At 70.8% G+C, this 26,928-nt stretch carries 26 protein-coding genes; 19 read left to right on the forward strand and 7 right to left on the reverse strand.

From position 1 onward, the window contains the following. Positions 1 to 9 precede the first annotated feature (9 nt). The 3 genes from AC4BGB_RS18420 to AC4BGB_RS18430 all read left to right on the forward strand — a co-directional run bounded on the left by AC4BGB_RS18420 (position 10) and on the right by AC4BGB_RS18430 (position 3,314). Positions 10 to 939: an SDR family NAD(P)-dependent oxidoreductase gene (locus AC4BGB_RS18420; RefSeq protein WP_490548405.1), complete on the forward strand. Its 930-nt coding sequence runs from the start codon at positions 10 to 12 to the stop codon at positions 937 to 939. A gap of 67 nt (positions 940 to 1,006) precedes the next feature. After that, entirely contained in the window at positions 1,007 to 1,933 is a 927-nt protein-coding gene (locus tag AC4BGB_RS18425; RefSeq protein WP_490548406.1) for an esterase/lipase family protein, read from the forward strand. Between the two features lie 247 nt (positions 1,934 to 2,180). Continuing rightward, a complete protein-coding gene (locus AC4BGB_RS18430; RefSeq protein WP_490548407.1) occupies positions 2,181 to 3,314 on the forward strand; it encodes a DUF222 domain-containing protein in 1,134 nt (377 codons plus the stop codon). Here AC4BGB_RS18430 and AC4BGB_RS18435 read toward each other — a convergent pair. The 6 genes from AC4BGB_RS18435 to AC4BGB_RS18460 form a co-directional block, all read right to left on the reverse strand. Then, positions 3,220 to 3,831, reverse strand: coding sequence for a class F sortase (locus AC4BGB_RS18435; RefSeq protein ID WP_490548408.1), 612 nt, complete (start codon positions 3,829 to 3,831; stop codon positions 3,220 to 3,222). The genes AC4BGB_RS18430 and AC4BGB_RS18435 overlap by 95 nt on opposite strands. A gap of 34 nt (positions 3,832 to 3,865) precedes the next feature. Further along, on the reverse strand, positions 3,866 to 5,137 hold the full coding sequence (locus AC4BGB_RS18440) for a hypothetical protein (RefSeq protein WP_490548409.1): 1,272 nt from the start codon (positions 5,135 to 5,137) through the stop codon (positions 3,866 to 3,868). Between the two features lie 150 nt (positions 5,138 to 5,287). Next, complete coding sequence (gene ku / locus AC4BGB_RS18445; protein ID WP_490548410.1) at positions 5,288 to 6,286, reverse strand: non-homologous end joining protein Ku; 999 nt, start codon at positions 6,284 to 6,286, stop codon at positions 5,288 to 5,290. 84 nt (positions 6,287 to 6,370) lie between these two features. Beyond that, positions 6,371 to 7,324 carry an SDR family oxidoreductase gene (locus AC4BGB_RS18450; RefSeq protein WP_490548411.1) on the reverse strand — a complete coding sequence of 318 codons (954 nt, stop codon included), beginning with the start codon at positions 7,322 to 7,324 and terminating at the stop codon, positions 6,371 to 6,373. A gap of 11 nt (positions 7,325 to 7,335) precedes the next feature. Next, positions 7,336 to 8,289 carry a bile acid:sodium symporter family protein gene (locus AC4BGB_RS18455; RefSeq protein WP_490548412.1) on the reverse strand — a complete coding sequence of 318 codons (954 nt, stop codon included), beginning with the start codon at positions 8,287 to 8,289 and terminating at the stop codon, positions 7,336 to 7,338. After that, positions 8,286 to 9,611, reverse strand: coding sequence for a flavin-containing monooxygenase (locus AC4BGB_RS18460; RefSeq protein WP_490548413.1), 1,326 nt, complete (start codon positions 9,609 to 9,611; stop codon positions 8,286 to 8,288). The genes AC4BGB_RS18455 and AC4BGB_RS18460 overlap by 4 nt, the downstream gene beginning before the upstream one ends. A gap of 63 nt (positions 9,612 to 9,674) precedes the next feature. On the opposite strand from AC4BGB_RS18460, the gene ligD (AC4BGB_RS18465) reads away from it, so the two are divergent. The 6 genes from ligD (AC4BGB_RS18465) (at position 9,675) to AC4BGB_RS18490 (ending at position 17,951) form a co-directional block, all read left to right on the forward strand. Continuing rightward, a complete protein-coding gene (ligD, locus tag AC4BGB_RS18465; RefSeq protein ID WP_490548468.1) occupies positions 9,675 to 10,637 on the forward strand; it encodes a non-homologous end-joining DNA ligase in 963 nt (320 codons plus the stop codon). Next, entirely contained in the window at positions 10,637 to 11,554 is a 918-nt protein-coding gene (gene ligD, locus AC4BGB_RS18470; protein ID WP_490548414.1) for a non-homologous end-joining DNA ligase, read from the forward strand. Before ligD (AC4BGB_RS18465) ends, ligD (AC4BGB_RS18470) begins: the two co-directional genes overlap by 1 nt. A gap of 222 nt (positions 11,555 to 11,776) precedes the next feature. After that, positions 11,777 to 13,276, forward strand: a complete 1,500-nt coding sequence (locus tag AC4BGB_RS18475) for a flavin monoamine oxidase family protein (protein ID WP_490548415.1) — start codon at positions 11,777 to 11,779, stop codon at positions 13,274 to 13,276. Positions 13,277 to 13,450: 174 nt separating this feature from the next. Next, positions 13,451 to 13,717, forward strand: a complete 267-nt coding sequence (locus AC4BGB_RS18480) for a hypothetical protein (protein ID WP_490548416.1) — start codon at positions 13,451 to 13,453, stop codon at positions 13,715 to 13,717. 74 nt (positions 13,718 to 13,791) lie between these two features. After that, a complete protein-coding gene (locus AC4BGB_RS18485; protein ID WP_490548417.1) occupies positions 13,792 to 15,087 on the forward strand; it encodes an MFS transporter in 1,296 nt (431 codons plus the stop codon). Further along, the gene (locus tag AC4BGB_RS18490; RefSeq protein ID WP_490548418.1) at positions 15,084 to 17,951 is read left to right on the forward strand and encodes a DUF2804 family protein; all 2,868 of its coding nucleotides are present in this window, start codon (positions 15,084 to 15,086) and stop codon (positions 17,949 to 17,951) included. The genes AC4BGB_RS18485 and AC4BGB_RS18490 overlap by 4 nt, the downstream gene beginning before the upstream one ends. A 47-nt stretch (positions 17,952 to 17,998) precedes the next feature. Here AC4BGB_RS18490 and AC4BGB_RS18495 read toward each other — a convergent pair whose 3' ends face one another. Further along, positions 17,999 to 18,628 (reverse strand): TetR/AcrR family transcriptional regulator, encoded by a 630-nt coding sequence (locus AC4BGB_RS18495; RefSeq protein ID WP_490548419.1) that lies wholly within the window; start codon positions 18,626 to 18,628, stop codon positions 17,999 to 18,001. A gap of 81 nt (positions 18,629 to 18,709) precedes the next feature. On the opposite strand from AC4BGB_RS18495, the gene AC4BGB_RS18500 reads away from it, so the two are divergent. The 10 genes from AC4BGB_RS18500 (at position 18,710) to AC4BGB_RS18545 (ending at position 26,715) form a co-directional block, all read left to right on the forward strand. Beyond that, positions 18,710 to 20,176 carry an FAD-dependent monooxygenase gene (locus AC4BGB_RS18500; RefSeq protein WP_490548420.1) on the forward strand — a complete coding sequence of 489 codons (1,467 nt, stop codon included), beginning with the start codon at positions 18,710 to 18,712 and terminating at the stop codon, positions 20,174 to 20,176. Between the two features lie 113 nt (positions 20,177 to 20,289). Continuing rightward, positions 20,290 to 21,261 carry an FKBP-type peptidyl-prolyl cis-trans isomerase gene (locus AC4BGB_RS18505; RefSeq protein WP_490548421.1) on the forward strand — a complete coding sequence of 324 codons (972 nt, stop codon included), beginning with the start codon at positions 20,290 to 20,292 and terminating at the stop codon, positions 21,259 to 21,261. Between the two features lie 114 nt (positions 21,262 to 21,375). Continuing rightward, a complete protein-coding gene (locus AC4BGB_RS18510; protein ID WP_490548422.1) occupies positions 21,376 to 22,050 on the forward strand; it encodes a GAP family protein in 675 nt (224 codons plus the stop codon). A gap of 167 nt (positions 22,051 to 22,217) precedes the next feature. Then, positions 22,218 to 23,474 carry a TadA family conjugal transfer-associated ATPase gene (locus AC4BGB_RS18515; RefSeq protein WP_490548423.1) on the forward strand — a complete coding sequence of 419 codons (1,257 nt, stop codon included), beginning with the start codon at positions 22,218 to 22,220 and terminating at the stop codon, positions 23,472 to 23,474. Beyond that, the gene (locus AC4BGB_RS18520) at positions 23,474 to 24,328 is read left to right on the forward strand and encodes a type II secretion system F family protein (protein ID WP_490548424.1); all 855 of its coding nucleotides are present in this window, start codon (positions 23,474 to 23,476) and stop codon (positions 24,326 to 24,328) included. The genes AC4BGB_RS18515 and AC4BGB_RS18520 overlap by 1 nt, the downstream gene beginning before the upstream one ends. After that, a complete protein-coding gene (locus tag AC4BGB_RS18525; protein WP_490548425.1) occupies positions 24,325 to 25,251 on the forward strand; it encodes a type II secretion system F family protein in 927 nt (308 codons plus the stop codon). Before AC4BGB_RS18520 ends, AC4BGB_RS18525 begins: the two co-directional genes overlap by 4 nt. Before the next feature lie 25 nt (positions 25,252 to 25,276). Continuing rightward, entirely contained in the window at positions 25,277 to 25,441 is a 165-nt protein-coding gene (locus AC4BGB_RS18530; RefSeq protein WP_490548426.1) for a hypothetical protein, read from the forward strand. Next, entirely contained in the window at positions 25,413 to 25,826 is a 414-nt protein-coding gene (locus AC4BGB_RS18535) for a TadE/TadG family type IV pilus assembly protein (protein ID WP_490548427.1), read from the forward strand. Before AC4BGB_RS18530 ends, AC4BGB_RS18535 begins: the two co-directional genes overlap by 29 nt. After that, complete coding sequence (locus AC4BGB_RS18540; RefSeq protein WP_490548428.1) at positions 25,823 to 26,266, forward strand: hypothetical protein; 444 nt, start codon at positions 25,823 to 25,825, stop codon at positions 26,264 to 26,266. Before AC4BGB_RS18535 ends, AC4BGB_RS18540 begins: the two co-directional genes overlap by 4 nt. Beyond that, on the forward strand, positions 26,263 to 26,715 hold the full coding sequence (locus AC4BGB_RS18545; protein ID WP_490548429.1) for a pilus assembly protein TadG-related protein: 453 nt from the start codon (positions 26,263 to 26,265) through the stop codon (positions 26,713 to 26,715). The genes AC4BGB_RS18540 and AC4BGB_RS18545 overlap by 4 nt, the downstream gene beginning before the upstream one ends. The last annotated feature ends 213 nt before the right edge of the window (positions 26,716 to 26,928 follow it).

The following is a 26,928-nucleotide window of genomic DNA, read 5'->3' on the forward strand; positions in this document are numbered from 1 at the left end:
CCTGCGCCCATGACTGGCCCCGTGGACGCCGCGATCACCCTGCTCACCACGCCGGTGGCGCTCGTGCGCCGGCACCTGGTGACACCGGCCGCGCGGCTGGTGGGTGCGCCGCTGCCGAGTCCGCTGACCGGTCGCGTCGTGCTGGTCACCGGTGCCTCCTCGGGGATCGGGGAGGCCACGGCGAAGGCGGTCGCGGCTCGCGGGGCGGTGGTGCTGTGCGTGGCCCGTCGGCAGGGCGAGCTGGACCGGGTGGTCCGGGAGATCGAGGAGGCCGGCGGGGCGGCGTACGGCCACGTCTGCGACCTCACCGACGCCGAGGCCACCGACGCCCTGGTGCGTGACGTGCTCGACCGGCACGGGCACGTGGACATGCTGGTGAACAACGCCGGCCGCTCGATCCGGCGGTCGCTGGAGTTCTCCTACGACCGGATGCACGACTTCGAGCGCACGATGGCAATCAACTACTTCGGACCGGTCCGCCTGACCCTGGGGCTGCTGCCGACGATGCGGGAGCGTCGGTTCGGACACGTCGTCAACATCGTGACCTGGGGCGTCCAGCTGAAGGCACCGAAGTTCTCGGCCTACATCGCCTCGAAGTCGGCGCTGGACAGCTTCGCCCGGATCGCGGGCCGGGAGACCTTCTTCGACAACGTCACGTTCACCAACCTGCGGCTCGACCTGGTGCGTACCGACATGATCGAGGCGACCGACGCCTACCGGAAGGCTCCGGCGAAGACCCCGGAGCAGGCCGCGCTGCTCGTCGTACGCGCGCTGGAGGACCGGCCGCTGACCGTCTCCACCGCGGTCGGCCGCATCGGCGAGGTGCTCAACCTGCTGGCGCCGCGCGCGATGGACGCCGTGATGGCCACGATGGCCGCGCGGATGCCGGACTCGGCGGCCGCGCGGGCACACGTGGAGCAGGGGAGCGTGGCGTTGTAGTCGGGTGCGGCCGTAACCCGCAGCGGACCACCTCGTTGGTCAGGTCCTGCGACCTAGGAGATCACCCATGCGACGTGTTGCGACCCTTGGGCTCGCGCTGGTGGCCGCGATCAGTGTCCTCATCCCGTTCACGTCCCCGGCCCAGGCGGCGCAGGACGACCACCCCGTGCCGTACGACTTCCTGGTCTCCGCCCTCCAGGGTGGCATCACCCGTGATCTGCCGGGGGCCAACGACTGGTCCTGCTCGCCGACGAAGCGGCATCCACGGCCGGTGGTGCTGGTCCACGGCACCTTCGCGAACAGCAACGAGAACTGGCAGACCTACGCGCCGCTTCTTGCGAACGAGGGCTATTGCGTCTTCGCGTTGGACTACGGCTCCAACGCTGCCTACCCCGGCGGCGACTACATAGGTGGCTTGCGGCCGATGGAGGACGGCGCAGCGCAGCTGAAAGACTTCGTCGGTCGCGTCAAGCGGGCGACTGGTGCCGAGAAGGTCGATCTGATCGGCCACTCCCAAGGCACGTTGATGCCGAACTACTACGTGAAGTTCCTCGGTGGGGCGTCTTCGGTGCACCACTACATCTCGCTTGCGCCGCTGTGGCACGGCACGAACGTGGCGCAGCCCGCGAAGGTCTTCGCGGCGCTCTTCGGTCGTGAGGACGCGACGCCGTTGTGCCAAGCGTGCGGCCAGTTCCCGCCCGGAACCGACTTCATCACGAAGATGCGTGCGGGCGGCGTCAAGGCCAGTGGGGTCCGCTACACCAACATCGTCACCGTCTACGACGAACTGGTGGTGCCGTACTCGTCAGGCCTCGAGCCGGGAATGAGAAACATCGTGCTGCAGGACGTCTGTCCGCAGGACGGCTCCGAGCACGGTCAGCTGGCGGCGTCGCCCAATGCCGCACGCATCGTGTTGAACACTCTCGATCCGGCCGGCGCTCGGCCTGTCAGGTGTCGCGCGGTGACCGGCCTCGGAACGCTTCCCGGGACCTGACCCGCTCGCCTCCGGGGGAGTTCGGCCCAGGTCCCTCACTTGGGTTCGCCTGCCACAGCCAATTGAATCCGCCCTCTTGCGGGTCCATTCCTTCGCCTGTAGAATCGAACACAGGTTCGATCCAATAGTGATGCTGAGGGATCGGCCCGGACCGCCGTGAGTCGGGGGTCCGCCTGCTCACGGGCGTGCTGCATCGACATGTGAGACCAGTCAGTCATGGTCACGAGTCGGTGCAGGAGGTGCTCAGGTGGGCTCGACGTTCGATCGTCCTTCGGTGCACCCGGTGCTGGGGTGCGCGGACACCGTGGAGGAGGCGCTGAAGTCCGCGGCCGATGTGGCGGTGGAGTTCATGACGCCGGGCCAGAAGAAGGCTGCGTTGGTGCAGCTGATCCGGGTGGAGGCGCAGCTGGCCTCGCTGAAGCTGCGGGTGCTCGCCGCCTCCGACGACCTCGCCGTCGAGGAGGGGGCTCGGGACGCAGCGGCGCTGGTCACCCATCACACCCGCACCGACCGTGGTGAGAATCGCCGCGACCTCGCCCTCGGTCAGGCGCTGGACCGGCGCTGGCAGCACCTGGGCTCCGCCCTGGGGGCGGGTGAGGTGAACGTGGCCCAGGCCCTGGTGATCTCCCGCGCGCTCGACGTCCTGCCGGCGGTCGAGCTCGGTGCGGAGATCATGGCGGCCGCGGAGGCGCATCTGGTGGCGCAGGCTGCGCACTTCGGTCCCTGTGAGCTCCGGGTGCTGGGTCGGCGGATCCTGGACCACGTCGCTCCCGAGGTCGCCGAGGAGCAGGAGGCCAAGGAGCTGGCCGCCGAGGAACGACGCGCACGTCGACGCACCAGCCTGGTCAGCAAGCGCCTCGGGGACGGGTCCACCCGGATCACCATCCACGTCCCCGACAGCGTCGCTGCCCGGCTGCACACCTACCTGGAAGCGTTCACATCCCCGCGACACCACAGCATCGAGGGCTTCACTGCAGGCACGACCGAGCGCGTTCCCGCCGACGTACGCCGGGGCCAGGCGTTCTCCGCGCTGCTCGAGGCGGTCGACCCGAAGCGGCTACCGGTCCACGGCGGGGATGCGACCACGGTGATCGTCACCATCCCCTCGCGGACCTGCGCCGTGACTGGTGCGAGGCGCACCACTGGGGCAGAGCCTGGGCCAAGGGCGGCCGCACCGACCTCAAGGACGGCGTGCTGCTCTGCTCCTGGCACCACCACCGCGCCCACGACGACGGCTACGACGCCAGCCGACTACCCAACGGGGACGTGCGGTTCAGCCGACGGTGCTAGGTCTTGTCGACCTTCTCGCGGACGCCGAGTGGCTTGGCGAAGACGACGATGTTGCTGTCGTAGGACTTGCCGTTCCAGTCGGTGCAGGTGATCAGCACCAGCCGCCGGCCGCCGCGGTCCTGGGAGAAGATGCTCACCGCTCGCTCGGCGAGCTTGGCCTTCGACCAGGTGACCACCCGGGTGGCGCTGTACTCCATCGTCCCCTTGGGGGTGACCACCTTGACCACCTGTCCCTTGCGCATCCGGCCGATGTTGTCCATCACGCCACCGCCGGTGTGCACGGTGTGACCGGTCAGCACGGTCTGTCCCTGGGGTGCGCCCGGCTGGGCGCTGCGCTGCCACCAGCCGATGTCGCGCGGGTTCCGGGGAGGGTCGAGGACCGCGTCGGGGGAGACCTCGATCGGCAGGATCGGCGCCCGGATCTTCAGCGACGGCACCACCAGCCGCACCGGCTTCGCGGGGGCCGCCATCGCTGTGTAGCCGGGTGCGGCCTTCGCCTCCACCTTCGGTGAGGGGAGCACGAAGCCGGAGACAACGAGCACTCCGGAGACCACCAGCATCACGGTCTGCCAGGTGGCGATGCGGGCGTCCCAGGCCGAGGCGTTCACGAGGCCACGTCCGTCGGGTTCGCGTCGTTCGGCGTCACGCCCGCAGGCGGCGGAAGGTGACGAACCCGGCCGCGCTGGCCATGAGCACCGCGAAGGCGCCCAGCACGATGGCGTTCGTGGACCCGTCACCCTGGCCGGCGTGGGCACCGGCCGTGGTGGCGGTGCCGGCGGAGACGGCCGTGGGGATCGCGGCCGGCGGGCCGGCGACCTCGGGGGCGGCGACCTGGGCAGCCGGGGCGACGCGACCGTTGGGACCACAGGCGACGTTGCCGATCTGGAGGTTCAGGAGCGAGGCGCCAACCGCCTCCTTGGCGATGGGCAGCACCTCGAGCTCGAGGGCGCGGACCTTGATCGAGTCGTTCCCGCTGCGGGTCTGCTTGTTCAGGGTCAGCTTGATCAGGTTGTCGCTGAGCGGCTGGAGCACCGCGGTCCGGATCGCAGCGACCAGGGTGTCGATGACCTGCGTCTGGAGCGTGGGGAGCAGGGCCGCCAGCGGGGCGAGCGGACCGGTGGTGCCCGGGGCAGCCAGCATGCTCCGCAGCTGGGTCGCAACAGCGTCGGTGATGACCTTGGTGGCCTTGTCGAGATCGACGACGACCTCGGTGTTCGGGGCGGGGTTGGCGGGCAGGTCCACCAGGGTGAGCTTGGTTCCAGCGATGTCCAGGACCAGCTTGCTGTTCGCGATCGTCGCGTCACCCGAAGCAGTGCCGACGCCTGCCTTGCAGCTGGCCTCGATCACACCGAGCGAGCCGGTGATGCCGGTGGTGCCGAGAGGTGTCTGGGCGATGGCCTCGCGCAGCGGGCCGGTGATCTCGCTGAGGATCAGCTGGAGCGGGGCGTTGACCTCTGCCAGCGGGCCGAGCGGGCCGGCCGGGTCGATCGCGATCAGCTTGCTGAGGTCGAGGTTGCTCAGCGACAACCCGATCGGGTCACCGGGCTGGATGCAGCTGGAGTCGCCGATCGCGACCACCGAGCCACCGTTGCCGGTGACACCGGCACAGGCGGCCGACTGCCCCTTGCCGTCCTTGACGGTGGCCGTGGCCTCCTGGGCGAGGACACCGGCATTAAGCAGCTGCTGGTTCTTCAGCACGGAGAGCGGAGGGGAGGCGTCGCCGGTCTTCTTCTCGCTCGTGCCGTCATGGGTCGCTTCGGTGTTGCCCGTGCCCTGACCGTTGCCGGCGATCGAGATCGTGACCGCGTTCGCACCTGCCTGCGAGACCGGAGCTGCCGCGACTGCGGGCGTGGCGGCGACCGTGCCGAGCGCGAGGGCTCCGACGATGGATGCGAGGCGCAGGTGTGAGCGCACTTGGTTCCTCCCCAGGAAGGCTCGGGCCGGCACGGTGCAGGCTCGAGCGATGTTCGATGACCCGGTTAACGGTCCGCGAGCCCGTTGGTTACGCGCACAGGGTAGGAGAATTCGCGCATCTCGTCTGGTGCGCGTCTCAGGGAGTGAGGGTCAGCTCGCCTTCTTCGCCGTGGCCTTCTTCGCCGTGGTCTTCTTCGCCGGGGTCTTCTTGGCAGCCTTCTTCGCAGTGCTGGTGCTGGTGCTGGTCTTGCTGGTCTTCTTGGCGGCGGTCTTCTTCGCCCCGCCCTTGGCCGACGACCCGGTCTCGTCCCCGGTCTCCTCGTCCTCCTCGGACTCGTCCTCTTCCGCGGCCTCGGCCTGCGCGGGCTTCTCGCCGCGGGCGGACTTGGCGGCGTCCACGCTGCGCTGCAGTGCCGCCAGCAGGTCGACGACCTCGCCGGAGGACTTCTTCGTCGCGGGGGTGCTCTTGACCTCGCCGCCCTCGATCTTGTTCTTGACCATCTCCTCGACCGCCTCGCGGTAGTCGTCCTCGAACTCCGAAGGATCGAAGTCGCCGGCCAGGGTCTCGACGAGCATCTTGGCCATCTTCACCTCGGCGGGCTTGGCCTCGCTGGTGTCGACCGAGCCGAAGTCGGCCTCGCGGATCTCGTCGGGCCACATCATCGTCTGCATCACGATCACGTCGTCGCGCACGCGCAGCACCGCCAGCGAGGTGCGGTTGCGCAGTGACACCGTCACCAGTGCCATCCGGTCCGCGGCCTCCAGCGCCTCACGCAGCAGCGCGTAGGGCTTGGCGCCGGACTTCTCCGGCTCGAGGTAGTAGGACTTCTCGAACAGCATCGGGTCGATCTGCTCGCTGGGCACGAACTTCTCCACGCTGATCTCGCGGCTGCTGTTCGCGGGCAGGGCGGCCATGTCCTCGTCGGTGAGGATGACCATCTCGCCGTCCTCGGTCTCGTAGCCCTTGGCGATGTCGGCGTACTCGACCTCCTCGCCGTCGAGGCTGCAGGTGCGCTGGTACTTGATCCGGCCACCGTCCTTGGCGTGGACCTGCCGGAACGAGATGTCCTTGCTCTCGGTCGCGGAGTACAGCTTCACCGGGACACTGACCAGGCCGAACGAGACGGCGCCCTTCCAGATTGCACGCATGTGATCAGGATGCCCTGATCCGCGGAGCGGGACAATCAGCACAGCCGGCGGCACCTAACAATCAGTGCCGCCTGAGCGCAGCGATCAGTGGGGAGCCATCGCCTCGGGGTGCGTGGCCCGCCAGGCCTCGAACGCCTCCCGGCTGGTGCGGGTCGGCACGTGGCCGAGCACCTCGCGCAGTCGGGTGTTGTCGAGCACCGGTCGGAACTGGAGGAACTTCGTCTGCTCGGGCCCGTACGCCGTCAATCCGAGCCGCTTGCCGATCGCGAGCGCGGCGCGCAGCAGCGGCTCCGGGAGCGTCAGCGTGCGCTTGCCGAGGGCGGCGGCGATCTCGTCCACGGTGAGCGCACCGTCGCCGGCGACGTTGAAGATGCCGGTCACCGGGCCGGTCACGGCTCGCTGGATGATCGCGGCGACGTCGGTGTCCCAGATGAACACGAACGGCGACTTCGACCCGCGGATCTTCAGCAGCCGCGGGCGCATGAACAGCGCGGTGATCTGGTTGTCCACGCGCTCCCCGAGGATCGTCCCGATCCGCAGCACGACCTGCTCCAGCTCGGGGTGCGTTGCTCGCAGCCCGGCGAGCATCTCCTCCACGAGGCGCTTGTGGTCGGAGTAGGCGAACTCCGGGTTGCCGCGCACGGGCTGGTCCTCGGTGATCCACGCCGGGCTGTCCGGGTGATAGCCGTACGCCGCGCCGCTGGAGGACACCACGATCCGGCGTACGCCGTGGGCCAGGCAGGCGTCCAGGACGTGCCGGGTGCCGTCGACGTCGACCGCGCGCTCCAGCTCGCGGGAGGAGTCCTTGCCGGGGGTGACGATCGAGGCGAGGTGCACCACCACCTCGGGGCGGCTCTCACCGATGACCTCGTCGACCACGGCAGGGTCACGGACGTCCATCACGACGTGCCGCACGCCCGTGGTGGGGACCTGCGGCACGCGCAGGTCCGCGCTGGTGACCTCGTGCCCGGCGTCGGCCAGCCCGCGCACCACCGAGGTGCCCAGGAAGCCGCTGCCGCCGGTGACCAGCACCCTCATGCCAACATCCGTCATGCCGGCGCCGCCTCACGTGGCAGGGACCGGTTCGCCGAGCGCCTGCGCCAGACGATGGCCACGGCCAGGCCGGCGATGATGTCCCAGATGCCCCACCAGGCGGCGACGAGCGCCATCCCGCCGAGGCCGTCGTAGTAGGTGAACACCAGCAGCAGCCCCAGGCCCGCGTTGCGGATGCCGACCTCGAAGGTCATCGCCTTGGTGCTCGCCGCGGGCAGCCGGGTGCCGCGTCCGATGGTGTAGCCGAGCAGCAGCGCGAGCGCGTCGTGCAGGAAGACCGCGATCAGCACGACGCCGATGTAGTCGACGAAGATGCCCCAGTTCTTGGCGACACCGATCACGATGATCGCCCCGAGCCCGATGAAGGAGATCGGACCCACGACCTTGTGCGCTGCCGCAGCGAAGTTGGGGACCAGCTTGGCCAGGGCGACGCCCAGGACGAACGGGATGCCGATCACGAGCGCGATCTCGGCGAGCATGTCGACGGGACTGAGCTCGATCCGCTCGAGCAGCTTGCTGCCGCTCGGGTGCAGTCCGCCCCAGAACGCCATGTTCAACGGCATCAGGAAGATCGCCAGCACGTTGCTGACCGCGGTCATCGACACCGACAGCGCCACGTCGCCCCCGGCACGGTGGGTGAGGATGTTGGAGACGTTCCCGGGCGGGCAGCACGCGACCAGGATCAGGCCGAGTGCGACCGAGCCGCGCAGGTCGAGGGCCAGGGTGAGCAGGAAGGTGATCGCGGGCAGGAGCAGGAACTGTGCGAGCACGCCGATCGTGATCGTCCCGGGCCTGCGGGCGGCGGCCTTGAAGTCCTCCACGTCGGTGTCCAGCGCGATCCCGAACAGGATCAGGCCGATCACGATCTTCAGGGTGGTCAGCGAGGACTCGTTGAAGATGATCTTGATGTCGTCGACATCGGTCGCGAGCATGGTCAGCAGCGGACTCACGGGTGCACCTCCAGGCGCTCGATCTCTCGGCGTACGGCGCCCCGGTAGGCGTCCTTGTTGACGTAGTAGGCCATCCGCTCCAGGCCGAGGTAGGAGTAGCCACCGGAGAGGTCCGGCGCGGGGCCGTGCAGCCGCTCCTCGAACCCGGCCAGGCTGGCCGACCCCGCGGCGCGCGCGCTGATCACGCTGGCGACCAGCTCGGCCTGCTCGTAGCGGCCCTGCCAGCCGATGCCGGAGGCCTCGATCATGCCGAGCACGAACAGGTTCGGGTCCCGGCGGCTGAACACGTTGAGGTAGAGGTCGGGCGCCCTCCCGGAGTTCGGGCCGGTCCAGTCGAGCAGCGCGTGGTCCACAAAGGGGTAGTGCAGCCGGTAGCCGGTGGCCAGCACGATCAGGTCGTAGTCGCTGCGTGACCCGTCGAGGAACACGACCCCGCTCCCGTCGAGCCGGTCGATGTCCTTGCGGACGTGCAGGTCGCCGTGCCCGGCGTGGTGCAGCACCAGCGTGTTCACGATCGGGTGCGACTCATAGATCTTGTGGTCGGGCGCCGGGAAGCCGAACCGGGTGGGGTCGCCGGTGAACAGCTTCAGCACCCGGCTGTCGATCGCCTGCTTGACCCGCGCCGGCAGCGGCTTGCCCTGGTTGAGGGTGTCGGAGGGCTTGCCGAACAGGTACTTCGGCACGAAGTGGTAGCCGCGGCGCACGCTGAGGTCGACCGAGGCCGCGTGGTGCACGGCGTCCACGGCGATGTCGCAGCCGGAGTTGCCGGCCCCGACCACCAGTACGCGCTTCCCGGCGAAGACCTGTGCGCTCTTGTAGGCGCTGGTGTGCAGCACCTCGCCGTCGAACTTCCCCTCGAATTCCGGCACGTTCGGCTCGCTGAGGGTGCCGTTGGCGACCAGGACGCCCGCGTGCTGCGTCGTACGCCGGCCCTCGGGACCGTTCACGGTGACCGCCCACCTGCCCCCGGCCTCGCCGGCGACGGGCTCGACGCGCTCGACCTCGGTGCCGAAGCAGAACCCCTCGCGCAGGCTGAAGTGGTCGGCGAAGTCGTGGAAGTACTCCAGCAGCTCCCGGTGGCAGGGGTAGTCGGCCACCGACTCCTTCATCGGGAACTCCGCGAACTGGGTCGTGGTCCGCGACGAGATCAGGTGCGCCGACTCGTAGACGGTGCTGCGCGGCCCGCTGATGTCCCACAGCCCGCCGACATCGTCCGCGAGCTCGTAGCCGACCCAGGGGATCCCGAAGCGCTGCAGGTTGCGCGCAGCAGCCAGTCCGGAGGGTCCGGCCCCGATAATGGCGTAGCTCAGTGCACTTTCCACGTGCGCAGTCTGCACCACGTTCCTGCGTGCGAGTGTTCCTGCCACAATGACCGCGTGCTGCCGATGCTCGCGACCAAGGGCGACCGGGTCCCGACGGGTGCCGGCTGGTCGCATGAGGTGAAGTGGGACGGCATGCGTGTCCTGGTGGACGTCTCCGCCGGCCGCACCCGGATCTGGTCGCGCAACGAGAACGACGTCACTGTCTCCTTTCCCGAGCTGGTCGCCATCGGTGAGGCCGTCGCCGAGGTCACCGACGACCTCCTCCTCGACGGAGAGGTCGTCGCCCTGGGGGACGGGGTGCCGTCGTTCGGTGCGCTGGCGGACCGGATGCACGTCAAGGACGCCAACCGGGCGCGCCGCCTCGCCGAGACGAACCCGGTCACGCTGGTCGTCTTCGACGTCCTGCGGCTCGACGGTCGCGACCTCACCGGCCTGCCGCTCTCCGAGCGTCGCGAGCACCTCGAGGAGCTCGGCCTCGACACGGTCCCCGGGCGGATGGGCGCCTGGCACGTCCCCGCGGCGTACGACGACGGGCAGATGCTGCTCGACGCGGCGACCGAGCAGGGCCTCGAGGGAGTGGTGAGCAAGCGGCTCTCCTCGCCGTACCGGCCCGGCGTGCGCAGCAAGGACTGGCTGAAGTTCCCGATCCGCCCGACCGGCTCCTTCGTCGTCGGTGGCTTCCGCCACGAGACCGACAGCACCCACCGGATGGGGGCCGTGCTGGTGGGGGTGCCCACGGCGGCCGGGCTGCAGTTCCGCGGCCGCGTCGGCAGCGGCATCGCCGGCAAGGCCGGTGTCCTGCTCACCGAGCTGCTCACCCCGCTGGTGGTCGAGGACTCGCCCTTCACCGAGACGCTGCCCCGGCTGGACCGGGTCGGGACCGTGTGGGTGCAGCCGAGCCTGGTGGTCGACGTGCAGTACCTCCGGCTGACCACCGACGGGCGCCTGCGCCAGCCGGCCTACCGCGGCGTGCGCACCGACCTCACGCCCGCAGACCTGACCGACCCTGACGAGGAAGGGGCCTGATGGCCGCCAAGCGCACCGAGACGCCCGTCGAGGTCGACGGGCACCGCCTCACGCTGGTCAACCTCGAGAAGGTGATGTACCCGCGGACCGGGACCACCAAGGCCGAGGTGCTCAACTACTACGCCCAGGTCGCGCCGGTGATGCTCCCGCACCTCGCCGACCGGGCCGTGACCCGGATCAGGTGGCCGCACGGGACCGGCGACAAGTCGTTCTTCGAGAAGAACGTGCCCAGCGGCGCTCCCTCCTGGGTACGCACCGTGACGGTCCCGACCTCGGGCTCGCGCACGCAGAGCCAGGAGGAGGGGGAGCTGCAGTTCCCGGTGATCGACTCGCTGGCCACCCTCACCTGGCTGGTCAACCTGGCCTCGCTCGAGCTGCACGTCCACCAGTGGACCGTGACCAAGCGCGGTCGGGTGCAGAACCCCAACCGCCTCGTGATCGACCTCGACCCCGGCGAGCCGGCCGGGCTGGGGGAGTGCGCCCAGGTGGCGCTGCTCGTCCGGGAGCGGCTCGCCGCCGAGGGCCTGGACTGCGTGCCGGTCACCAGCGGCTCCAAGGGCCTGCACCTGTACGCCGGGCTGGACCGCAAGCGCACCCACGCCGAGGTCCGGGACTGGGCCAAGGAGATCGCCGAGGAGCTCGAGAAGAGCCACTCATCGCTGGTGGTCTCGCAGATGACCAAGGCCCGGCGGGGCGGCAAGGTCTTCCTCGACTGGTCGCAGAACACCGGCGCGAAGACCACCATCTCGCCGTACTCACTGCGCGGACGCGACCTGCCGACGGTGGCTGCCCCGCGCACGTGGGCGGAGGTCGAGGCCGGTGCGGACGACCCACTCGCGCTCGAGCACCTCCGGTTCGAGGAGGTGCTCGAGCGCGTCCAGGAGGACGGTGACCTGTTCTCGATCGCGGAGGCGTAGCCCCTGACACGTCCGCCGACCCCGAGATTCGGCGGACGGGGTGCAGAACCCGATGTCTCCCCTGTGGTGTCCCGTGGCAGTGCCGCGAGACACGGTACCTTTGCCCCGATTTCAGAACGCTAAACCGCCCGAATCCCAACTGGCTGACCTCACCCGTCGCCGATCGGCCTCTCGCTCGTTGAGAGGCCGGACGAGCCGAACGGCTCGGTGAGGACGGACACCATGGCCCAGATCACCAGGCGCACCCTCGTACGCGGCGCCGCCGGAGTCGGCGCAGTCACGACCGGCGCGCTCACGACCGGGATGCTGGACGGCGCCGCGGAGGCGGCCACGCTCCAGGGCAGCCTGCCGGCGAGCGTGGACGTGGTCGTGGTGGGCGCCGGCATCTCCGGGCTCGTGGCGGCGCGTCAGGTCGCCCGCTCCGGACGGTCCGTGCTCGTGGTCGAGGCCAGGGACCGGGTCGGCGGCCGGGTGCTGAACCACCGGCTGAGCTCCGGTGAGGTGATCGAGTCCGGTGGCGCGTTCGTGGGACCCACCCAGGACCGGATCATCGCGCTGGCCGACGAGCTGAAGGTCGCCCGGTTCGACGAGTACGCCGAGGGCAAGAGCGTCTACAACTCCTCGGGCCTGCTCGGCCGGCTCACCTACCAGGGCACCGTGCCGCCGGACCCGTTCGTGCTCCCCGACGCCGCGCTGCTGCAGACCCGGCTGAACCGGTGGGCTGCCCAGGTGGACGTGGCCCAGCCGTGGACGCACCCGCGTGCCCGGGAGTGGGACTCGATCACCCTCGGTGACCACATCCGGCAGCGCTCGCTGAACGTCGAGGGCGTCTCCAACCTGATGCGGTGCTGGACCCAGCCCGGGTTCGGCGCCGACCCGGACCAGATCTCGCTGCTGTTCGTGCTGCACTACATCGCCTGCTCGGGCAACGAGACCACCACGGGCACCTTCGAGCGCAACTCCGACACCGTCAACGGCGCGCAGGAGCAGCGCTTCGTCGGCGGCTCGCAGCTGATCCCGCTGCGCCTGGCCGCCCAGCTCGGCGACCGGGTGGCCCTGGGGGCGGCCGTCACGAGGATCGACCAGACCAGCAGCCGTGCCGTCGTACGGACAACGCGCGGGTCCGTCTCCTGCAAGCGCGTCATCCTCGCCGTGCCGCCGGAGCTCGCCCGCACGATCCAGTGGGGTCCGGCGCTGCCCGCCCCGAAAGCCGGCCTGCTGGAGCGGATGGACATGGGCGACCTGATGAAGTGCGACGCGGTCTACTCAGAGCCGTTCTGGCGCAAGGCCGGGCTCAACGGGTTCGGGATCAGCGACCACGGCGCCGTCCGGGTGGCCTTCGACAACTCCCCGCCGGACGGGAGCCCGGGCGTGCTGCTGGCGTTCGTCGGCGGGTCCACCTGGAAGCAGCACGGCCTCAGCTCGCTCGCCGCGCGGCGCTCGGCGGTGCTGGCGGGGTTCGCGGAGATGTTCGGCGAGAAGGCGCTGCACCCGATCGAGTACGTCGAGCACGACTGGACCAAGGAGCGCTGGACCAGGGGCGGGCCCGTCGCGATCATGAAGCCCGGCACGATGACGTCGTACGGCGCGCAGCTGCGCACCCCGCACCTGCGCACCCACTGGGCCGGCACGGAGACCGCGACCTACTGGAACGGCTACATGGACGGAGCCGTTCGCGCAGGCGAACGCGCAGCCGCGGAAGTGCTGCGCCTGCTGGTCTAGAGCGCTACCTGCCGCAAACCGTGCTGTTCGTGACGTATGCGGCGTACGACCCTAGGCTCGCCGGACAGCTCATCAGAGGCTCGGAACGACCGCCCGGTCGGCTCCGCGGCACTCGTCCGCACCATTTTCGGGCACCATTTCAGGCACCATTGAAAGCAACATCGGGGGACTCGGTTGCCACACACCTGGGCACGTCGGATCCTCGCGCTGGCTGCGGCCGGCGCGGTCGGGTTCGGCTACGTGCAGGTGGCTGCGGTGCCGGCGACACCGACGCCCCCCAGGCCCTCGCTGAGCTCGATGGTGGACCACGTGCAGGCAGACCTGGCGTGGTTCCGCACCGCCGTCCCGCGTGACGCCGGGTGGTGGAGGAACGTGTACGCCGCCTCCTCGGGCAACCTGCGCGAGCTGGAGTCGTTGCTCACCGAGCCACGGACTCGCTGACCCTCTCGCGGGCAGAATGCGGCCGCCCGGTCGCGGACAGAACAGCCGTGCCGTGGCTCCTCTAGGGTGCGGCCATGCGTGAGAGCCGAGTGGACCGGAGCCTGTGGGGCTGGGTGGTCCTGCTGGGCTTCGCCGGCCAGCTGGCGTGGACGGTCGAGAACATGTACCTCAACGTGTTCGTCTACGACACGATCACCGACTCCCCGACGGCCCTGGCGGTGCTGGTCGCGAGCAGCGCTCTCGCGGCGACCGTCGCCACGCTGCTCGCCGGTGCCGCCTCGGACCGCCGTGGGCGGCGCCGCGAGTTCATCGCGGTCGGCTACGTGCTGTGGGGTGCGTGCACCGCCGCGTTCGGGCTGGTCGACGTCGAGACCGCGGCCGCCCTGGTCCCCGCGGCGGACGCCGTGATGCTCGCCCTGGTCGCTGTGATCGCGCTCGACTGCGTGATGAGCGTCCTGGGTGCCACCGCGAACGACGCCGCCTTCAACGCCTGGGTCACCGACTCCACCCACGAGGGCAACCGCGGGCGCGTCGACGGCGTGCTCGCGACGATGCCGCTGCTGGCCATGCTGGTGGTCTTCGGCGCCCTGGACCCGCTGACCAAGGGCGGGCACTGGCAGCTGTTCTTCTCCGTCGTCGGTGGCAGCACCGCCCTGGTCGGGCTGGTCGCGTGGTTCGGGCTGCGGGAGTCTCGGCAACCGCGGCCGGGTGGCGGCTATCTGGCCTCGGTGGTCCACGGGCTGCGGCCGAGCACCGCGCGAGCCAACCCGCGGCTCTACCTGACCCTGGCGGCCTGGGCGGTGCTCGGAACCAGCACGCAGGTGTTCCTGCCGTTCCTGATCATCTACGTGCAGCGCTACCTCGACATCGACGGCTACGCGATCGTGCTCGCCTCGGTGCTGCTGGGCGCGGCCGTGGTGAGCATCCTCGGTGGGCGGGTGCTGGACCGGGTGGGTCCGTCGCGGGCGATCCTGCCCGTCGCCGGGGTGTACGCCGCCGGGCTGGTCCTGATGTTCCTCGCTCGCGGGATGGTGCCGGTCATCGGCGCGGGCATCGTGATGATGTCGGGCTTCATGCTCGGTGTCGCCGCCATCTCCGCGACCGTCCGCAACCTCACCCCGCCCGACCGTGCCGGGCAGGTGCAGGGGCTGCGGATGGTGTTCGCGATCCTCATTCCCATGGTGGTCGGGCCGTTCATCGGTGCCGCGGTGATCACCGGTGCCGACGAGACGTTCGTCGAGCTGGGCGTGACCAAGCAGGTGCCGACCCCGTGGATCTTCCTGGCGGCCGCGCTCGTGGTGGCGCTGATCGTCGTACCCGTGCGGCTGCTGCGTGCCCGCGAGCGCGAAGCTGTCGGGGTCTCCTCGTGATCACCACGTGGGGCGAGGCCCTCGACCCGGACGACGTGCTGGGGGAGTACCCGCGCCCCCAGCTGGTGCGTGACTCCCACCTGAACCTCAACGGGCGGTGGGAGCACGCATTCACCAGCGCGGAGAGGACCGAGCGGCCGGGCCGGTGGGACGGCGAGATCGTGGTGCCGTTCTCCCCGGAGGCCCCGCTGTCGGGCGTGGGCCGGACGCTGCAGCCCGACGAGGCGTTGTGGTACCGGCGCAGCTTCACGATCCCCGACGGGTTCGTGCGTGCGCGGGTGCTGCTGCACTTCGGCGCGGTGGACCAGGACTGCGAGGTCTGGGTCGACGGCACCCGCGTCGGTGGGCACCGCGGCGGCTATCTCCCGTTCACCCTCGACGTCACCGACGCGCTCGCCGGTGATGAGCACGAGCTGGTCGTGCGGGTCCGCGACGTCACCGACACCTCGTGGCGCAGCCGGGGCAAGCAGAAGCTCGAGCCCGGCGGCATCTGGTACACCCCGCAGTCGGGGATCTGGCAGACCGTGTGGCTGGAGTCGGTGCCGGAGCGGTGGGTGGACCGGCTGGTGCTCACCCCGGACCTGGCGACCGGCGAGGTCGAGGTGACCGTGGTGGCCGGTCCTGTGACCGGTGGTGCGGCCGGCCCGGCCGGGGATGCGCTGGTCACGGTGCGGGCGGGGGAGCGCGAGCTCGTCTCCGCCCGGGTCGCGGCCGGCGTACCGACGCGACTCGCTCTCGGTGAGGACGTCCGGCTGTGGTCACCGGAGGACCCGTTCCTCCACGACGTCGAGGTGCGCCTGGGTGGAGGGCCGGGTGAAGGGCTGGGGGAAGGGCTGCCCGAGGACCGGGTCACCAGCTACGTGGCGATGCGCTCCTTCGGGACCGGCCCCGACGAGCGCGGGCGCACCCGGCTGCTGCTCAACGGCCGGCCCTACCTGCACGCGGGACTGCTCGACCAGGGGTACTGGCCCGACGGTCTCTACACCGCGCCGTCCGACGAGGCGCTGGTCCACGACATCCGGGTCGCCAAGGAGCTCGGCTTCACGATGCTGCGCAAGCACATCAAGGTCGAGCCGCTGCGCTGGTACCACCACTGCGACCGGCTCGGCATGCTCGTGTGGCAGGACCTGGTCAACGGCGGCCGCAGCTATCACCATGCCGTGGTCACCGCGCCGGTGCTCACCCCGGTGCGGCTGCCGGACTCGCGGTACCGGCTGTTCGGCCGCCAGGACGCGGAGGGCAGGGCCGAGTTCCTCGGCGAGCTCGAGGACACGATCGAGCTGCTGGGCTCGGTGCCGAGCATCGCCGTCTGGGTGCCGTTCAACGAGGGCTGGGGACAGTTCGACGCCCGCGCGGTCGCCGAGCGCGTCAAGGACCTGGACCCGACCCGGGTCGTGGACCACGCCAGCGGCTGGCACGACCAGGGTGGCGGGGACCTGGTCAGCCGTCACCTCTACTTCCGGCGCTACCGCCTCTCGCGCCGGGACGCCGCGGACCCCCGCGCGGCGGTGCTCTCGGAGTACGGCGGCTACTCCCACCGGGTGCCCGGGCACGCGTGGAGCGAGAAGGAGTTCGGCTACCGCAAGTACGCCGACCGCGGGTCCTTCGAGCGCGCGTTCCTGCGGCTGCAGCACACCCAGGTCGGGCCGGCCGTCGACGAGGGGCTCGCCGGTTTCGTCTACACCCAGCTCGCCGACGTCGAAGAGGAGACCAACGGACTGATGACCTACGACCGACGAGAGCTCAAGGTGGACGCCGAGGCGGTGCGCACCTCCAACCGGCGGCTGCGCCAGCGCCACGACCACGCGGCCGGGGCAGCCGGGGCAGCAGACTCAGCCGCCCCTGCACTCCCGGTGCCGGTCCGGGAGCGGGAGATCACCGAGCCGGTCTCGCTGACGCTGCCCGACGGACGGCTCAACCCCGACGCGGTCGGCTGGACCCGGACCCCGTTGATCACCACCGACGGCATCGGCCGGGGCCGATTCGGGCGCGGACGCAACAAGCGCTGGGAGTACTGGGCGGTGACCACCCCGACGCACGTCGTCGCGCTGGTCCTCTCCGACATCGACTACGCGGCCGTGCACGGCATCTGGCTGCTCGACCGGACCACCGGCGAGGCGATCGCCCACGACGCGATCGGCGTCCTCGGCCGCAGCGCGACCCTGCCCGGCACGCTCGGCGCCGGCCCGGCGAGGTCACGCACCAAGCAGGTGCACATCGACATCGAGGAGGTCGACGGTGGCAGCCGGCTGCGCGCTCACGGCGAGCGGGTGCGGATCGACGTGGTCGCGCACCGGCCCGAGGGCCACGAGTGCCTCGGCGTGGTGGTGCCCTGGACCGACCGGCTGTTCCAGTACACCGTCAAGGACGTCGCCCGGCCGGCCACCGGCACCGTGTGGGTCGACGGGGTCGCGGCCGACGTACCCACCGGAGAGTCGTGGGCGATCCTGGACCACGGTCGCGGCCGGTGGCCCTACGACGTGCGCTGGAACTGGGGCGCGGGCTCCGGGCGCACAGACGGCCACGTCATCGGCATCCAGGTCGGCGGCAAGTGGACCGACGGCACCGGCTCGGTGGAGAACTCGCTGCTCGTCGACGGGCACCTGTCCAAGATCAGCGAGGAGCTCGTCTGGGACTACGACCCGGGCGACTGGATGGCACCGTGGCGGATCACCGGCGAGGGCGTCGACCTCACCTTCACGCCGTTCCACCTCAAGGACTCGGTCACCGACTTCAAGGTGTTCGCCTCCAAGACCCACCAGTGCTTCGGGCACTGGGCCGGCCGGGTGCGCGACGACACGGGGGAGTGGGTCCGCGTCGAGGACGTCGTCGGCTGGGCCGAGGACGTGCACAACCGCTGGTGACCCGGTTTCGGTGACGCCGCCCTGCCGTTTGGGCGAGCTGGCTGCGCTCAGGCCGCCGGCTCGGACCGGAGCAGGGTGCGCTCTGCGCTGGTGAGCAGCACGGCCGCGATCGCGGCGGCGTCGAGACCGCGGCCGGAGTAGAGCGCGTCGAAGGTGCCGAACGAGGTGAGCATCCACAGCGTGTTCACCGCTTCCTCATCCGTGACGTCGGCGCTCAGGTGGCCCTGGCTGCGCAGGTCGGCGACCAGGCGGTGCAGGCCGCGCGTGCGAGCCTCGTCGATGCGTGAGCGGGTTTCCTCCAGCGCGCCCGGGTCCGCGCCGACCGGCGCGAACATCACCGCGAAGATGTCGCGCTCGGCCGCGAAGACGTCGGTCCAGGCGGCGATCGCGCCGCGCAGGTGGACCAGGGCGTCGGGGTTGCGGACGGCCTCGACGAGCTGAGCCCAGCCGGCCTGCTCGAACAGGTGGTTGCCGAACTCCTCGAGCAGCCCGGCCCGGGACCCGAAGATCAGGTAGATCGAGGACCGGGAGACACCGGCCTCGGTGGCGATCCGGTCGATGCTGGCCGCCTTCGACGGCGCCTCGCGCATGGTGCGGTGCAGCGCGGCGAGGACGTTCGTGCGGGTCACGTCGGCCGACTCGGCGCGCCGGGTCTGGTGGTAGGGGCGCGAGGACATCGCACCGATCCTCGCACTTGCCAGGGTCGAACTTCAATGGACATACTGTCCAGCCAAATCCATTCAGATCCGAGGAGCCCCATGCCCGAGCAGCACACCCCCGTCCTGGTCGTCGGCTCCGGGCCGGCCGGACTCCTCACGGCGGCGCAGATCGCGGCCACCGGTGTCGAGGTCACCCTGGTGGACCGGCGCAGCGGCGAGTCGACCCTGCCGCGCGCCACGGCGGTCACCGTCCGGTCGATGGAGATCTTCCGGGGCTACGGGCTCGAGGAGAAGATGGTGGCCGGCTCGGTCCCGGTGGTGCCGTTCGGCCGCAAGGCGGCCTCGCTGCTCACCGACCCGGAGGAGATCGTGCCGGTCGGCTTCCCCGCTGACGCCGACTCGGCGGAGGCCAGCCCCTGCCAGATCCGGTGGATCCCGCAGGACCACGTGGAGCCGGTGCTGCGCGACCACCTGATGGGCTCGCCGTACGTCGACGTCCGCTACCACTGCGAGGTGGTCGACCTGCACCCCGGCGCCGACGGTGTCCGCGTCGTGCTGCGGGACCCCCGCACCGGGGTCGAGGACGAGATCGTCGCGCAGTACGTCGTCGCGGCCGACGGCGCGCACAGCGTGGTCCGCCAGCGGGCCGGGATCTCGATGGTCGGCGACGACGGGCTCGGCACCTACGACCTGGTCCACTTCCGGGCCCCGGTGCGGCGGTTGCCGGACGAGCCGCTGTACGGGCTGAACGTCATCACCGACCCGGAGGTCCAGGGGTGGCTGATCCCCTCGGGCGTGGGCGACCGCTGGTTCAGCGGCAGCATCGCCGCCAAGGACAAGCCGCTGCTCAGGGACCGGCCCGAGGACGCGATCGCGACGCTGCGGCGCAACACCGGGGACCCCGACCTCGAGCCCCGGATCGAGATGATCGGCAACTTCACCTTCGCCGCCCTGCTGGCCGACCGCTACCGCGCCGACCGGGTCTTCGTCGCCGGCGACGCAGCCCACCGGATGACGCCACGCGGCGGCATGGGTCTCAACACCGCGATCCACGACGGCCACGACCTGGGCTGGCGGCTTGGCTGGTTCCTGCGCGGCTGGGCGGGGGAGGACCTCCTGGACGGGTACGAGCGCGAGCGCCGCCCGGTCGGCGAGTGGAACGTGACCCGCTCCGCGAGCCTGACCGGCAGCCGGCTCGACCCGGCCATCGGGCTCTCCCGCGACCTCAACGGCCGGCTGCCGCACAGCTGGCTCACGCCGGACACCTCCACGGTGGACCTGGTGGGTCCGGGGCTGACCGTGCTGGTCGCCGGTGACCCGGCGCCCTGGGAGGCGGCGCCGGCGCAGGCCTGGCCGACGACCGTGCACGACGTTCGTCACGTCGGCCCCGAGCTCGGCCTGGCCGAGGGGGAGGCCCTGGTCACGCGACCCGACGGCAAGCCGGTGTGGCGCGGGACGGTCAGCACCAGCGCAGAGGCTGAAGCGATCTTCGCCACGGTCGTCGCCGACGGTCTGGCGCCGCTGTGCGGCGAGGTGCCGGTCCACGAGGTCGAGCCGGTCGGCTGACCGACGGCCCCAGCGGGGTGTCGGGGCGGGATGGTTCGGCGGGCCGCACAGGCTCCGCTCAGGTTCGCCCGTTAACGTCGCAGGCCTTGCCCCCCATCCAGAAGGTCGAACTCTTGACTCGTCGCGCCTCCCGCATTGCAGCCTCCCTGATCCCGCTCGCCCTGCTCGTTCCCCTCGCGGCGTGCGGCAGCTCCTCGACCGAGGAGAAGTCGTCCTCGGCAAAGAGCCAAGGGCTGGACGAGGTCTCCTTCACCGGCGACGTGGGAAAGAGCGTGAAGGCGAAGTGGGACACCAAGGTCGCCCTTCCGGACTCGACCAAGGTCACCACCCTGGAGAAGGGCGACGGCGACAAGATCGCCAAGGGCGATGCCGTCAGCACCTACCTGTGGGTCGGCAACGGCACCACCAAGAAGGAAGTCTTCAGCTACTACGACAACGGCGCCCCCGAGTCGCTGCCCAACACCGGGCAGCTCGGCACCGTGTTCGACCAGATCTTCGAGGACGCGACGTACGGCTCCCGGGTGGTCGCCGTGACCAACTCGACCGACCTGTTCGGGTCCCCGACGGCCGGCGCGCAGCTGGGGATCGGTGAGAAGGACGGCATCGTGCTCGTCGCCGACCTGGTGAAGAAGGCCCCGGTCGCGCCGACCCCCAAGGACGACAAGGTGCACGACGCGCCCGCCAGCGAGTTGCCGAAGGTCGTGGTCGAGAAGGGGAAGCCCGTGAGCTTCGACTGGGCCGGGATCGAGGAGCCGGCCCTGACCACCCCGGTCCAGCGCGTGGTGCTGAAGAAGGGCAAGGGCGCGGTGGTGAAGGCCACCGACACGGTCACGGTGAACTACTTCGGCATGACCTACAAGGGGGAGAGCCCCTTCGACGAGAGCTTCACCAAGGAGCCTTACACCAAGCCGCTGAGCGAGCTGGTCCGCGGCTGGAGCATCGGTCTGCCCGGTGTGAAGGTCGGCAGCCGCGTGCTGCTGCAGATGCCGCCCGCCTTCGGGTACGGCGCCGAGGGCAGCGCCCCGGCCATTCCCGGCAACGCGACCCTGTGGTTCGTGATCGACGTGGTCAAGACGGCGAAGTAGCCCGCCCGGCGGTGCCCCCGGGCGGGGGTGACCGGGGAGCTGGTGGCCAGGGCCTCGGGCTTCGGTCCCTCGACACGAGGCGCGTCAGACGGGCCATCGTTACGCTTCCGGTAAATGGTCAGTGTCCTCGCGCTCGTGATCCCGCTGGCTCTCGCGGGAGCTGTCAGCCCGGTCATGCTCACGGAGCAGACCGTTCTCCTGGCTGGGCGCGACGGCCGCCGCGTCGCGGGGTGCTACGCCATCGGGGTCGGCGGAACCTTGCTGGTGCTCCTGTCGGTCCTGGTGCTCTTCGGCCGTTCGATCGCCCTCCCCAAGGAGCCCCGGCTCAGCGACTCGCTCGACGTCGTCCTCGGCGTCCTTCTCGTACTCATCGCTGCCGTGCTGCGATACCGCCGGCCGCGTGACCCGAAGCCCAGGAAGTCGCGCGATCGCGGGCTCGACCCGGGACAGGCGCTGGGCTTCGGAGTGTTCTCGATGGCGACGAACTTCACCACGTTGGCGGTGATGGTCCCCGTGGCCAAGGAGATCGCCGCCGGTGATCTCGACGTACCCGCCCGCCTGATCGTGGTCTGTGTCGTGGTCCTCGTGACAGCGCTGCCGGCATGGCTCCCGATTGCGATGACGCTGGTGGCGCCCGACCCCTCGCAACGCGCCCTGCAGGCTCTGGCCCACTTCATCGACAAGCGCGGTCGCCTGATGACGGTGCTGCTGCTGGCCGCGGGAGGACTCTTTCTGGTGGGCCGCGGCGTCGTGCACATCATCGGCGTCGAGGTGCCGTTCGCCGGCTAGTCGGGCTCGGGGGACACGGCCTGCTTGTCGGTCGAGCGGCGCACGTAGCCCAGCACCCGAAGCGGCTTGGTGGTCATCGACGCTCCGGCGTGGCCGCGGGCAAGGGTTGTCCACAGGCAGAGAATTTGTGTGGCCGAGTCTCGTATTTCGGGAGTAAGCAAGGGTGCATGCCGGTGGGGCTCTCGCGCATCTCGACGGTCGACCTGGTCGCTGACCTCGACCAGCAGCTGCGTGCGGTCGTACGCCGTGAGGGGGTCGACCCGCAGCTGGACGCGGGGCGGGTGCGCCGCCTGGCCGAGGACCTGGTGCGGGCCCACGACGAGCGGAGCCTGACCGGGGTCGTGGCTCCGGTGCCCGATCCGGCGGGTGTGGTCGGAGAGCTGGTGGCCAGGGTGTCCGGCTTCGGTCCGCTGCAGCGGTTCCTCGACGACCCACAGGTCGAGGAGGTGTGGATCAACGAGCCGAGCCGGGTGTTCATCGCGCGCAACGGTCGTCATGAGCTGACCAACGTGATCCTGACCCGGCAGGAGGTGCAGGACCTGGTCGAGCGGATGCTGAAGTCGAGCGGGCGGCGCATCGATCTCTCCCAGCCGTTCGTGGACGCGATGCTGCCGGCCGGGCATCGGCTGCACGTGGTGCTGGAGGGGATCAGCCGCGAGTTCGCGGCCGTGAACATCCGCAAGTTCGTCCTCAAGGCGGCCCGGCTCGGCGACCTCGTCCAGCTTGGCTCCCTGCCTACGACTGCCGCGCGCTTCCTCGAGGCAGCGGTGCTGGCGGGCCAGAACATCGTGGTGGCCGGAGGGACCCAGGCCGGGAAGACCACCCTGCTCAACTGCCTCGCCGCAGCCATCCCGGGCGGGGACCGGATCGTGTCGGCCGAGGAGGTCTTCGAGCTCAGGTTCAGCCATCCCGACTGGGTCCCGATGCAGACGCGGCAGGCGGGGCTCGAGGGCACCGGCGAGGTCACGCTGCGCGACCTGGTCCGGGAGACCCTGCGGATGCGCCCGACCCGCATCATCGTCGGAGAGGTCCGCTCGGCGGAGTGCCTCGACCTGCTGCTCGCGCTCAACGCCGGCCTGCCCGGGATGGCGACCATCCACGCCAACAGTGCCCGCGAGGCACTGGTCAAGCTGTGCACGCTGCCACTGCTGGCCGGGGAGAACATCTCCGCCCGGTTCGTGGTGCCCACCGTGGCCAGCTCCGTCGACCTCGTCGTGCACCTCGGCCTTGACGGCGCCGGCGTACGACGGGTCAACGAGATCGTCGCCGTGCCCGGAAGGGTCGAGCACGACATCGTCGAGACCGAGCCGATCTTCGTGCGGCAGGACGGCGAGCTCGTGCACACCGGTGGGATGCCGACGCGGGTGGACACGTTCGAGCGGGCCGGGGTGGACGTGCACCGGATCCTGCGGGGAGGCGACTGATGGGCGCGGTCCTGGGGCTGGGGTTCGGGGTCGGCCTGCTGCTGATCTGGTCGGCCTTCCTGACCCCGGTGCCGGTAGCGCCAAGAGCGCCCCGGCCATCGCGGCTACGGCCGCTGCTGAGCAGCGCCGGCCTCGGCGACGTCAGTGTCGCTGGCTTCGTGGTGGTGTGTGGCGTGTGCGCCGCGGTGGCCGCCGCCGTCGTCCTGGTGGCGTCGAGGACGGTGCCGGTGGCGCTGGTGTTCGGCGTGATCGGTGGCTATCTGCCGGTGGCCGTCGTCAACGGGCGCGCCAGGCGCCGGCAGCAGGAGTTCGCCGAGGTGTGGCCCGAGGCCGTCGACAACCTCGCCTCCGCCGTCCGGGCCGGCATGTCGCTGCCGGAGGCGCTGGGGGCTCTGTCCGAGCGCGGTCCCGAACCGCTCCGCGCGGCCTTCGCCGGCTTCGCCCTCGACTACCAGGTCAGCGGCCGCTTTGCCGACGCGCTGGACCGGCTCAAGGAGCGCCTGTCCGACCCAGTGGGCGACCGGGTGGTGGAGAGCCTGCGGGTGGCGCGGGAGGTCGGCGGAGGTGACCTCGGCCGGTTGCTGCGCAGCCTCTCGGGGTTCCTGCGCGACGACGCGCGCACCCGTTCGGAGCTGCAGGCCCGGCAGGCATGGACCGTCAACGGCGCTCGCCTCGCCGTCGCCGCTCCGTGGCTGGTGCTGTTGCTGATGTGCTTCCAGCCCGAGGTGATCCAGCGCTACTCCACCGGAGCGGGCGTGGCAGTCCTGGTCGGCGGGGCGGTGCTGTGCGCGGTCGCGTATCGGGCGATGGTCCGGATCGGACGGCTGCCGACCGAGCGACGGATCCTGGCATGACCGCGCTGGCCGGGGGAGCGCTCGGCGCCGCATTCGGCCTCGGTCTCTGGCTCGTCGTCGCGGCGGTGCTCGATGCGCGGCGTACCCAGCTGGCGGTGCGGGTGCTGCCGTACGTGCGGGACCTGCCCCGTCCCGCCTCGCTGCCGGTGCCCGTAGCTCCCGGCAACGCCTTCGTCGGCGTCTTCGGGCCGGCGCTCTTCGGTGCCGGTCGCGTGGTGGAGCGGGTCCTCGGCGGTGCCGCCTCGGTGCGTCGACGGCTCGAGCGTGCAGGGCTGGAGACCGACGTCGCCCAGTTCCGCGTCGAGCAGGTGATCTGGGGGCTCGTCGCCTTCACCGTCGTCGCGGCGCCGTCGGCGTTTCTCGCCGCTGCGTCGCCGGAGCGCTCCGTGCCGCTGCTGGTCTTCTGCGCGATCGCGTTCGTCCTCGGCGTGCTGCTCCGGGAGAACAGGCTGACCGCGCAGGTGGAGCAGCGCGAGCGGCTGATCCTCCAGGAGTTCCCCACCGTGGCCGAGCTGCTGGCTCTCGCGGTGGCCGCGGGGGAGGGGCCGGTCGCGGCGTTGGACCGCGTCGTACGCCGCAGTCAGGGCGAGCTGTCCGCGGAGCTGGGGCGCGTCCTCGCGCAGGTGCGCACCGGTACGCCGATCACCCGCGCGTTCGACGACCTGGCGAGCAGGTCGGGGCTGGCGGTTGTCTCCCGTTTCGCCGAGGGCATCGCGATCGCGGTCGAGCGGGGGACCCCGCTCTCGGACGTGTTGCACGCGCAGGCCGGTGACGTCCGTGAGGCCGGACGCCGCGCCCTGATCGAGTCCGGGGCGCGCCGCGAGGTCCTGATGATGGTCCCGGTCGTGTTCCTGGTGCTGCCGACGGTCGTGGTGTTCGCGTTCTGGCCGGGACTGGTGGGGCTGCGCCTCGTCGTCCCGTGAAGTGTTCGACCGAGAGGAGATCGAGATGAGACACCTGAGGCGACATCGGCGCCGAGACGAGCAGGGGGACGTCCCGGGGTGGGTGCTGATCACGGTGATGACCGCCGGGCTGGTGGCCGGGCTCTGGGCGATCGCCGGATCCCAGCTGGGCGCGATGCTGCGTGAAGCGCTCTCGTCGGTCACCGGCTGACCGGCACGTCCGCGACGAGCGGGGCGCGGCGGTGGTCGACTTCGTGCTCGTCGCCATGGTGCTGGTGCCGCTGGTGCTGGGGCTCCTGCAGGTCGGGCTGGTGATGCACGTGCGCAACACCCTGGCAGCCGCGGCGACCGAGGGGGCTCGCTACGGCGCGAACGTCGACCGCACGCCGGCCGACGGTGCCGCTCGCACCCGGGAGCAGGTACGTGGCGCCATCGCGGACCGCTTCGCGCACGACATCAGTGCTCGCCGTGAGTCCGCGGGCGGCGTACCGACCGTGGCGGTCACCGTGCGTGCCGAGGTGCCGCCCCTGGGGTTGTGGGGGCCGGGAGTGCATCTGTCGGTGACCGGTCACGGCGTCGAGGAGACAGTGCCGTGAGCCGGCGGGCGCGCGACGAGTCCGGTACGGCGCTGATCGAGTTCGTCTGGCTGGCCATCCTGCTGCTGGTGCCGCTGCTCTACATCGTCCTGGCGGCGTTCGACACCCAGCGCTCGGCGTACGCCGCCTCCGCTGCAGCCCGGTCGGCGGGAAGGGCGTTCGTGACCGCGCCGGACCAGGCCACCGGCCATGCCCGCGCCCGGGCGGCGGTCAACCTCGCCTACCGCGACCAGGGGCTCGACGTCGTGCCCGAGGTCCGGATCAGCTGCCGCCCAGACCCGGGCAACTGCCTCACCCCAGGGTCGGTGGTGCGCGCCGAGATCCGCTCCGCGGTCGACCTGCCACTGATGCCGGCGGCACTGGGGTCCAACACCCCGCACATCCGGGTCGACTCCGAGCACGAGGCGCCCTACGGCACCTTCAGGGAGGCCAGGCCGTGAAGGTCCGTGCCAGGGGACACGCGTCCAGGAGCGAACGGGGCTCGGTTACCCCGCTGATCATCGGGTTCACCGTCGTGGTGGCACTGCTGGTCGCGGTGGTGGTCGACGCCTCGGCCGCCTACCTGCGCCGCCAGGGGCTCAACTCCGCCGCTGACGCAGCGGCGCTGGCTGCAACAGACGGGATACAGGGGGAGGAGGTCTACACCCGCGGGTTGGGCCGCACTGCACAGATCGACCCGGCGACCGCGCACCGCTACGTCGCGGAGTACTTCGCCAGCAGCGGGATCCGGCGCAGGTTCCCCGGACTGGGCTACTCCGTGGAGACGAGGGGCAACACCGTCCTGGTCAGGGTGGTCGCCCCCATGGACCTGCCGCTGCGCGTCCCCGGGGTGGGGTCGGACGTGACGGTCACCGGAGCCGCCGCGTCGGTAGTGGTGGTTTCCGAGTGAACTGGAGGGGCTGGGAGCTACTGGAGGGACGAGGTGCGCGTCACATCGCCCCGATTTGCACGTTGGCCCGAGGGGCATTAATGTTCTTCTTGTTGGGCCGGAGTGAGCAAGACGCAGGACGCAAGACCGTCAGGTCAGCGGCCGGATCCGGACCAAAACCCCACATGGTTCACCTCAGCTGAGGTGGTTCGAGTGCGCGCAACTGCGGCCTCG

This window comes from Nocardioides sp. Z30_9 (assembly GCF_058215735.1).

What these genes read in the sequence shown, in the direction of transcription:
- AC4BGB_RS18500 (WP_490548420.1), top strand. Translation starts at nt 18,710, where the DNA reads ATGCCCGAGCAGCACACCCCCGTCCTGGTCGTCGGCTCCGGGCCGGCC.
- AC4BGB_RS18515 (WP_490548423.1), top strand. Translation starts at nt 22,218, where the DNA reads ATGCCGGTGGGGCTCTCGCGCATCTCGACGGTCGACCTGGTCGCTGAC.
- AC4BGB_RS18425 (WP_490548406.1), top strand. Translation starts at nt 1,007, where the DNA reads ATGCGACGTGTTGCGACCCTTGGGCTCGCGCTGGTGGCCGCGATCAGT.
- AC4BGB_RS18525 (WP_490548425.1), top strand. Translation starts at nt 24,325, where the DNA reads ATGACCGCGCTGGCCGGGGGAGCGCTCGGCGCCGCATTCGGCCTCGGT.
- AC4BGB_RS18420 (WP_490548405.1), top strand. Translation starts at nt 10, where the DNA reads ATGACTGGCCCCGTGGACGCCGCGATCACCCTGCTCACCACGCCGGTG.
- AC4BGB_RS18475 (WP_490548415.1), top strand. Translation starts at nt 11,777, where the DNA reads ATGGCCCAGATCACCAGGCGCACCCTCGTACGCGGCGCCGCCGGAGTC.
- ligD (WP_490548414.1), top strand. Translation starts at nt 10,637, where the DNA reads ATGGCCGCCAAGCGCACCGAGACGCCCGTCGAGGTCGACGGGCACCGC.
- AC4BGB_RS18495 (WP_490548419.1), bottom strand. Translation starts at nt 18,628, where the DNA reads ATGTCCTCGCGCCCCTACCACCAGACCCGGCGCGCCGAGTCGGCCGAC.
- AC4BGB_RS18450 (WP_490548411.1), bottom strand. Translation starts at nt 7,324, where the DNA reads ATGAGGGTGCTGGTCACCGGCGGCAGCGGCTTCCTGGGCACCTCGGTG.
- AC4BGB_RS18510 (WP_490548422.1), top strand. Translation starts at nt 21,376, where the DNA reads ATGGTCAGTGTCCTCGCGCTCGTGATCCCGCTGGCTCTCGCGGGAGCT.
- AC4BGB_RS18485 (WP_490548417.1), top strand. Translation starts at nt 13,792, where the DNA reads ATGCGTGAGAGCCGAGTGGACCGGAGCCTGTGGGGCTGGGTGGTCCTG.
- ligD (WP_490548468.1), top strand. Translation starts at nt 9,675, where the DNA reads ATGCTCGCGACCAAGGGCGACCGGGTCCCGACGGGTGCCGGCTGGTCG.
- ku (WP_490548410.1), bottom strand. Translation starts at nt 6,286, where the DNA reads ATGCGTGCAATCTGGAAGGGCGCCGTCTCGTTCGGCCTGGTCAGTGTC.
- AC4BGB_RS18530 (WP_490548426.1), top strand. Translation starts at nt 25,277, where the DNA reads ATGAGACACCTGAGGCGACATCGGCGCCGAGACGAGCAGGGGGACGTC.
- AC4BGB_RS18520 (WP_490548424.1), top strand. Translation starts at nt 23,474, where the DNA reads ATGGGCGCGGTCCTGGGGCTGGGGTTCGGGGTCGGCCTGCTGCTGATC.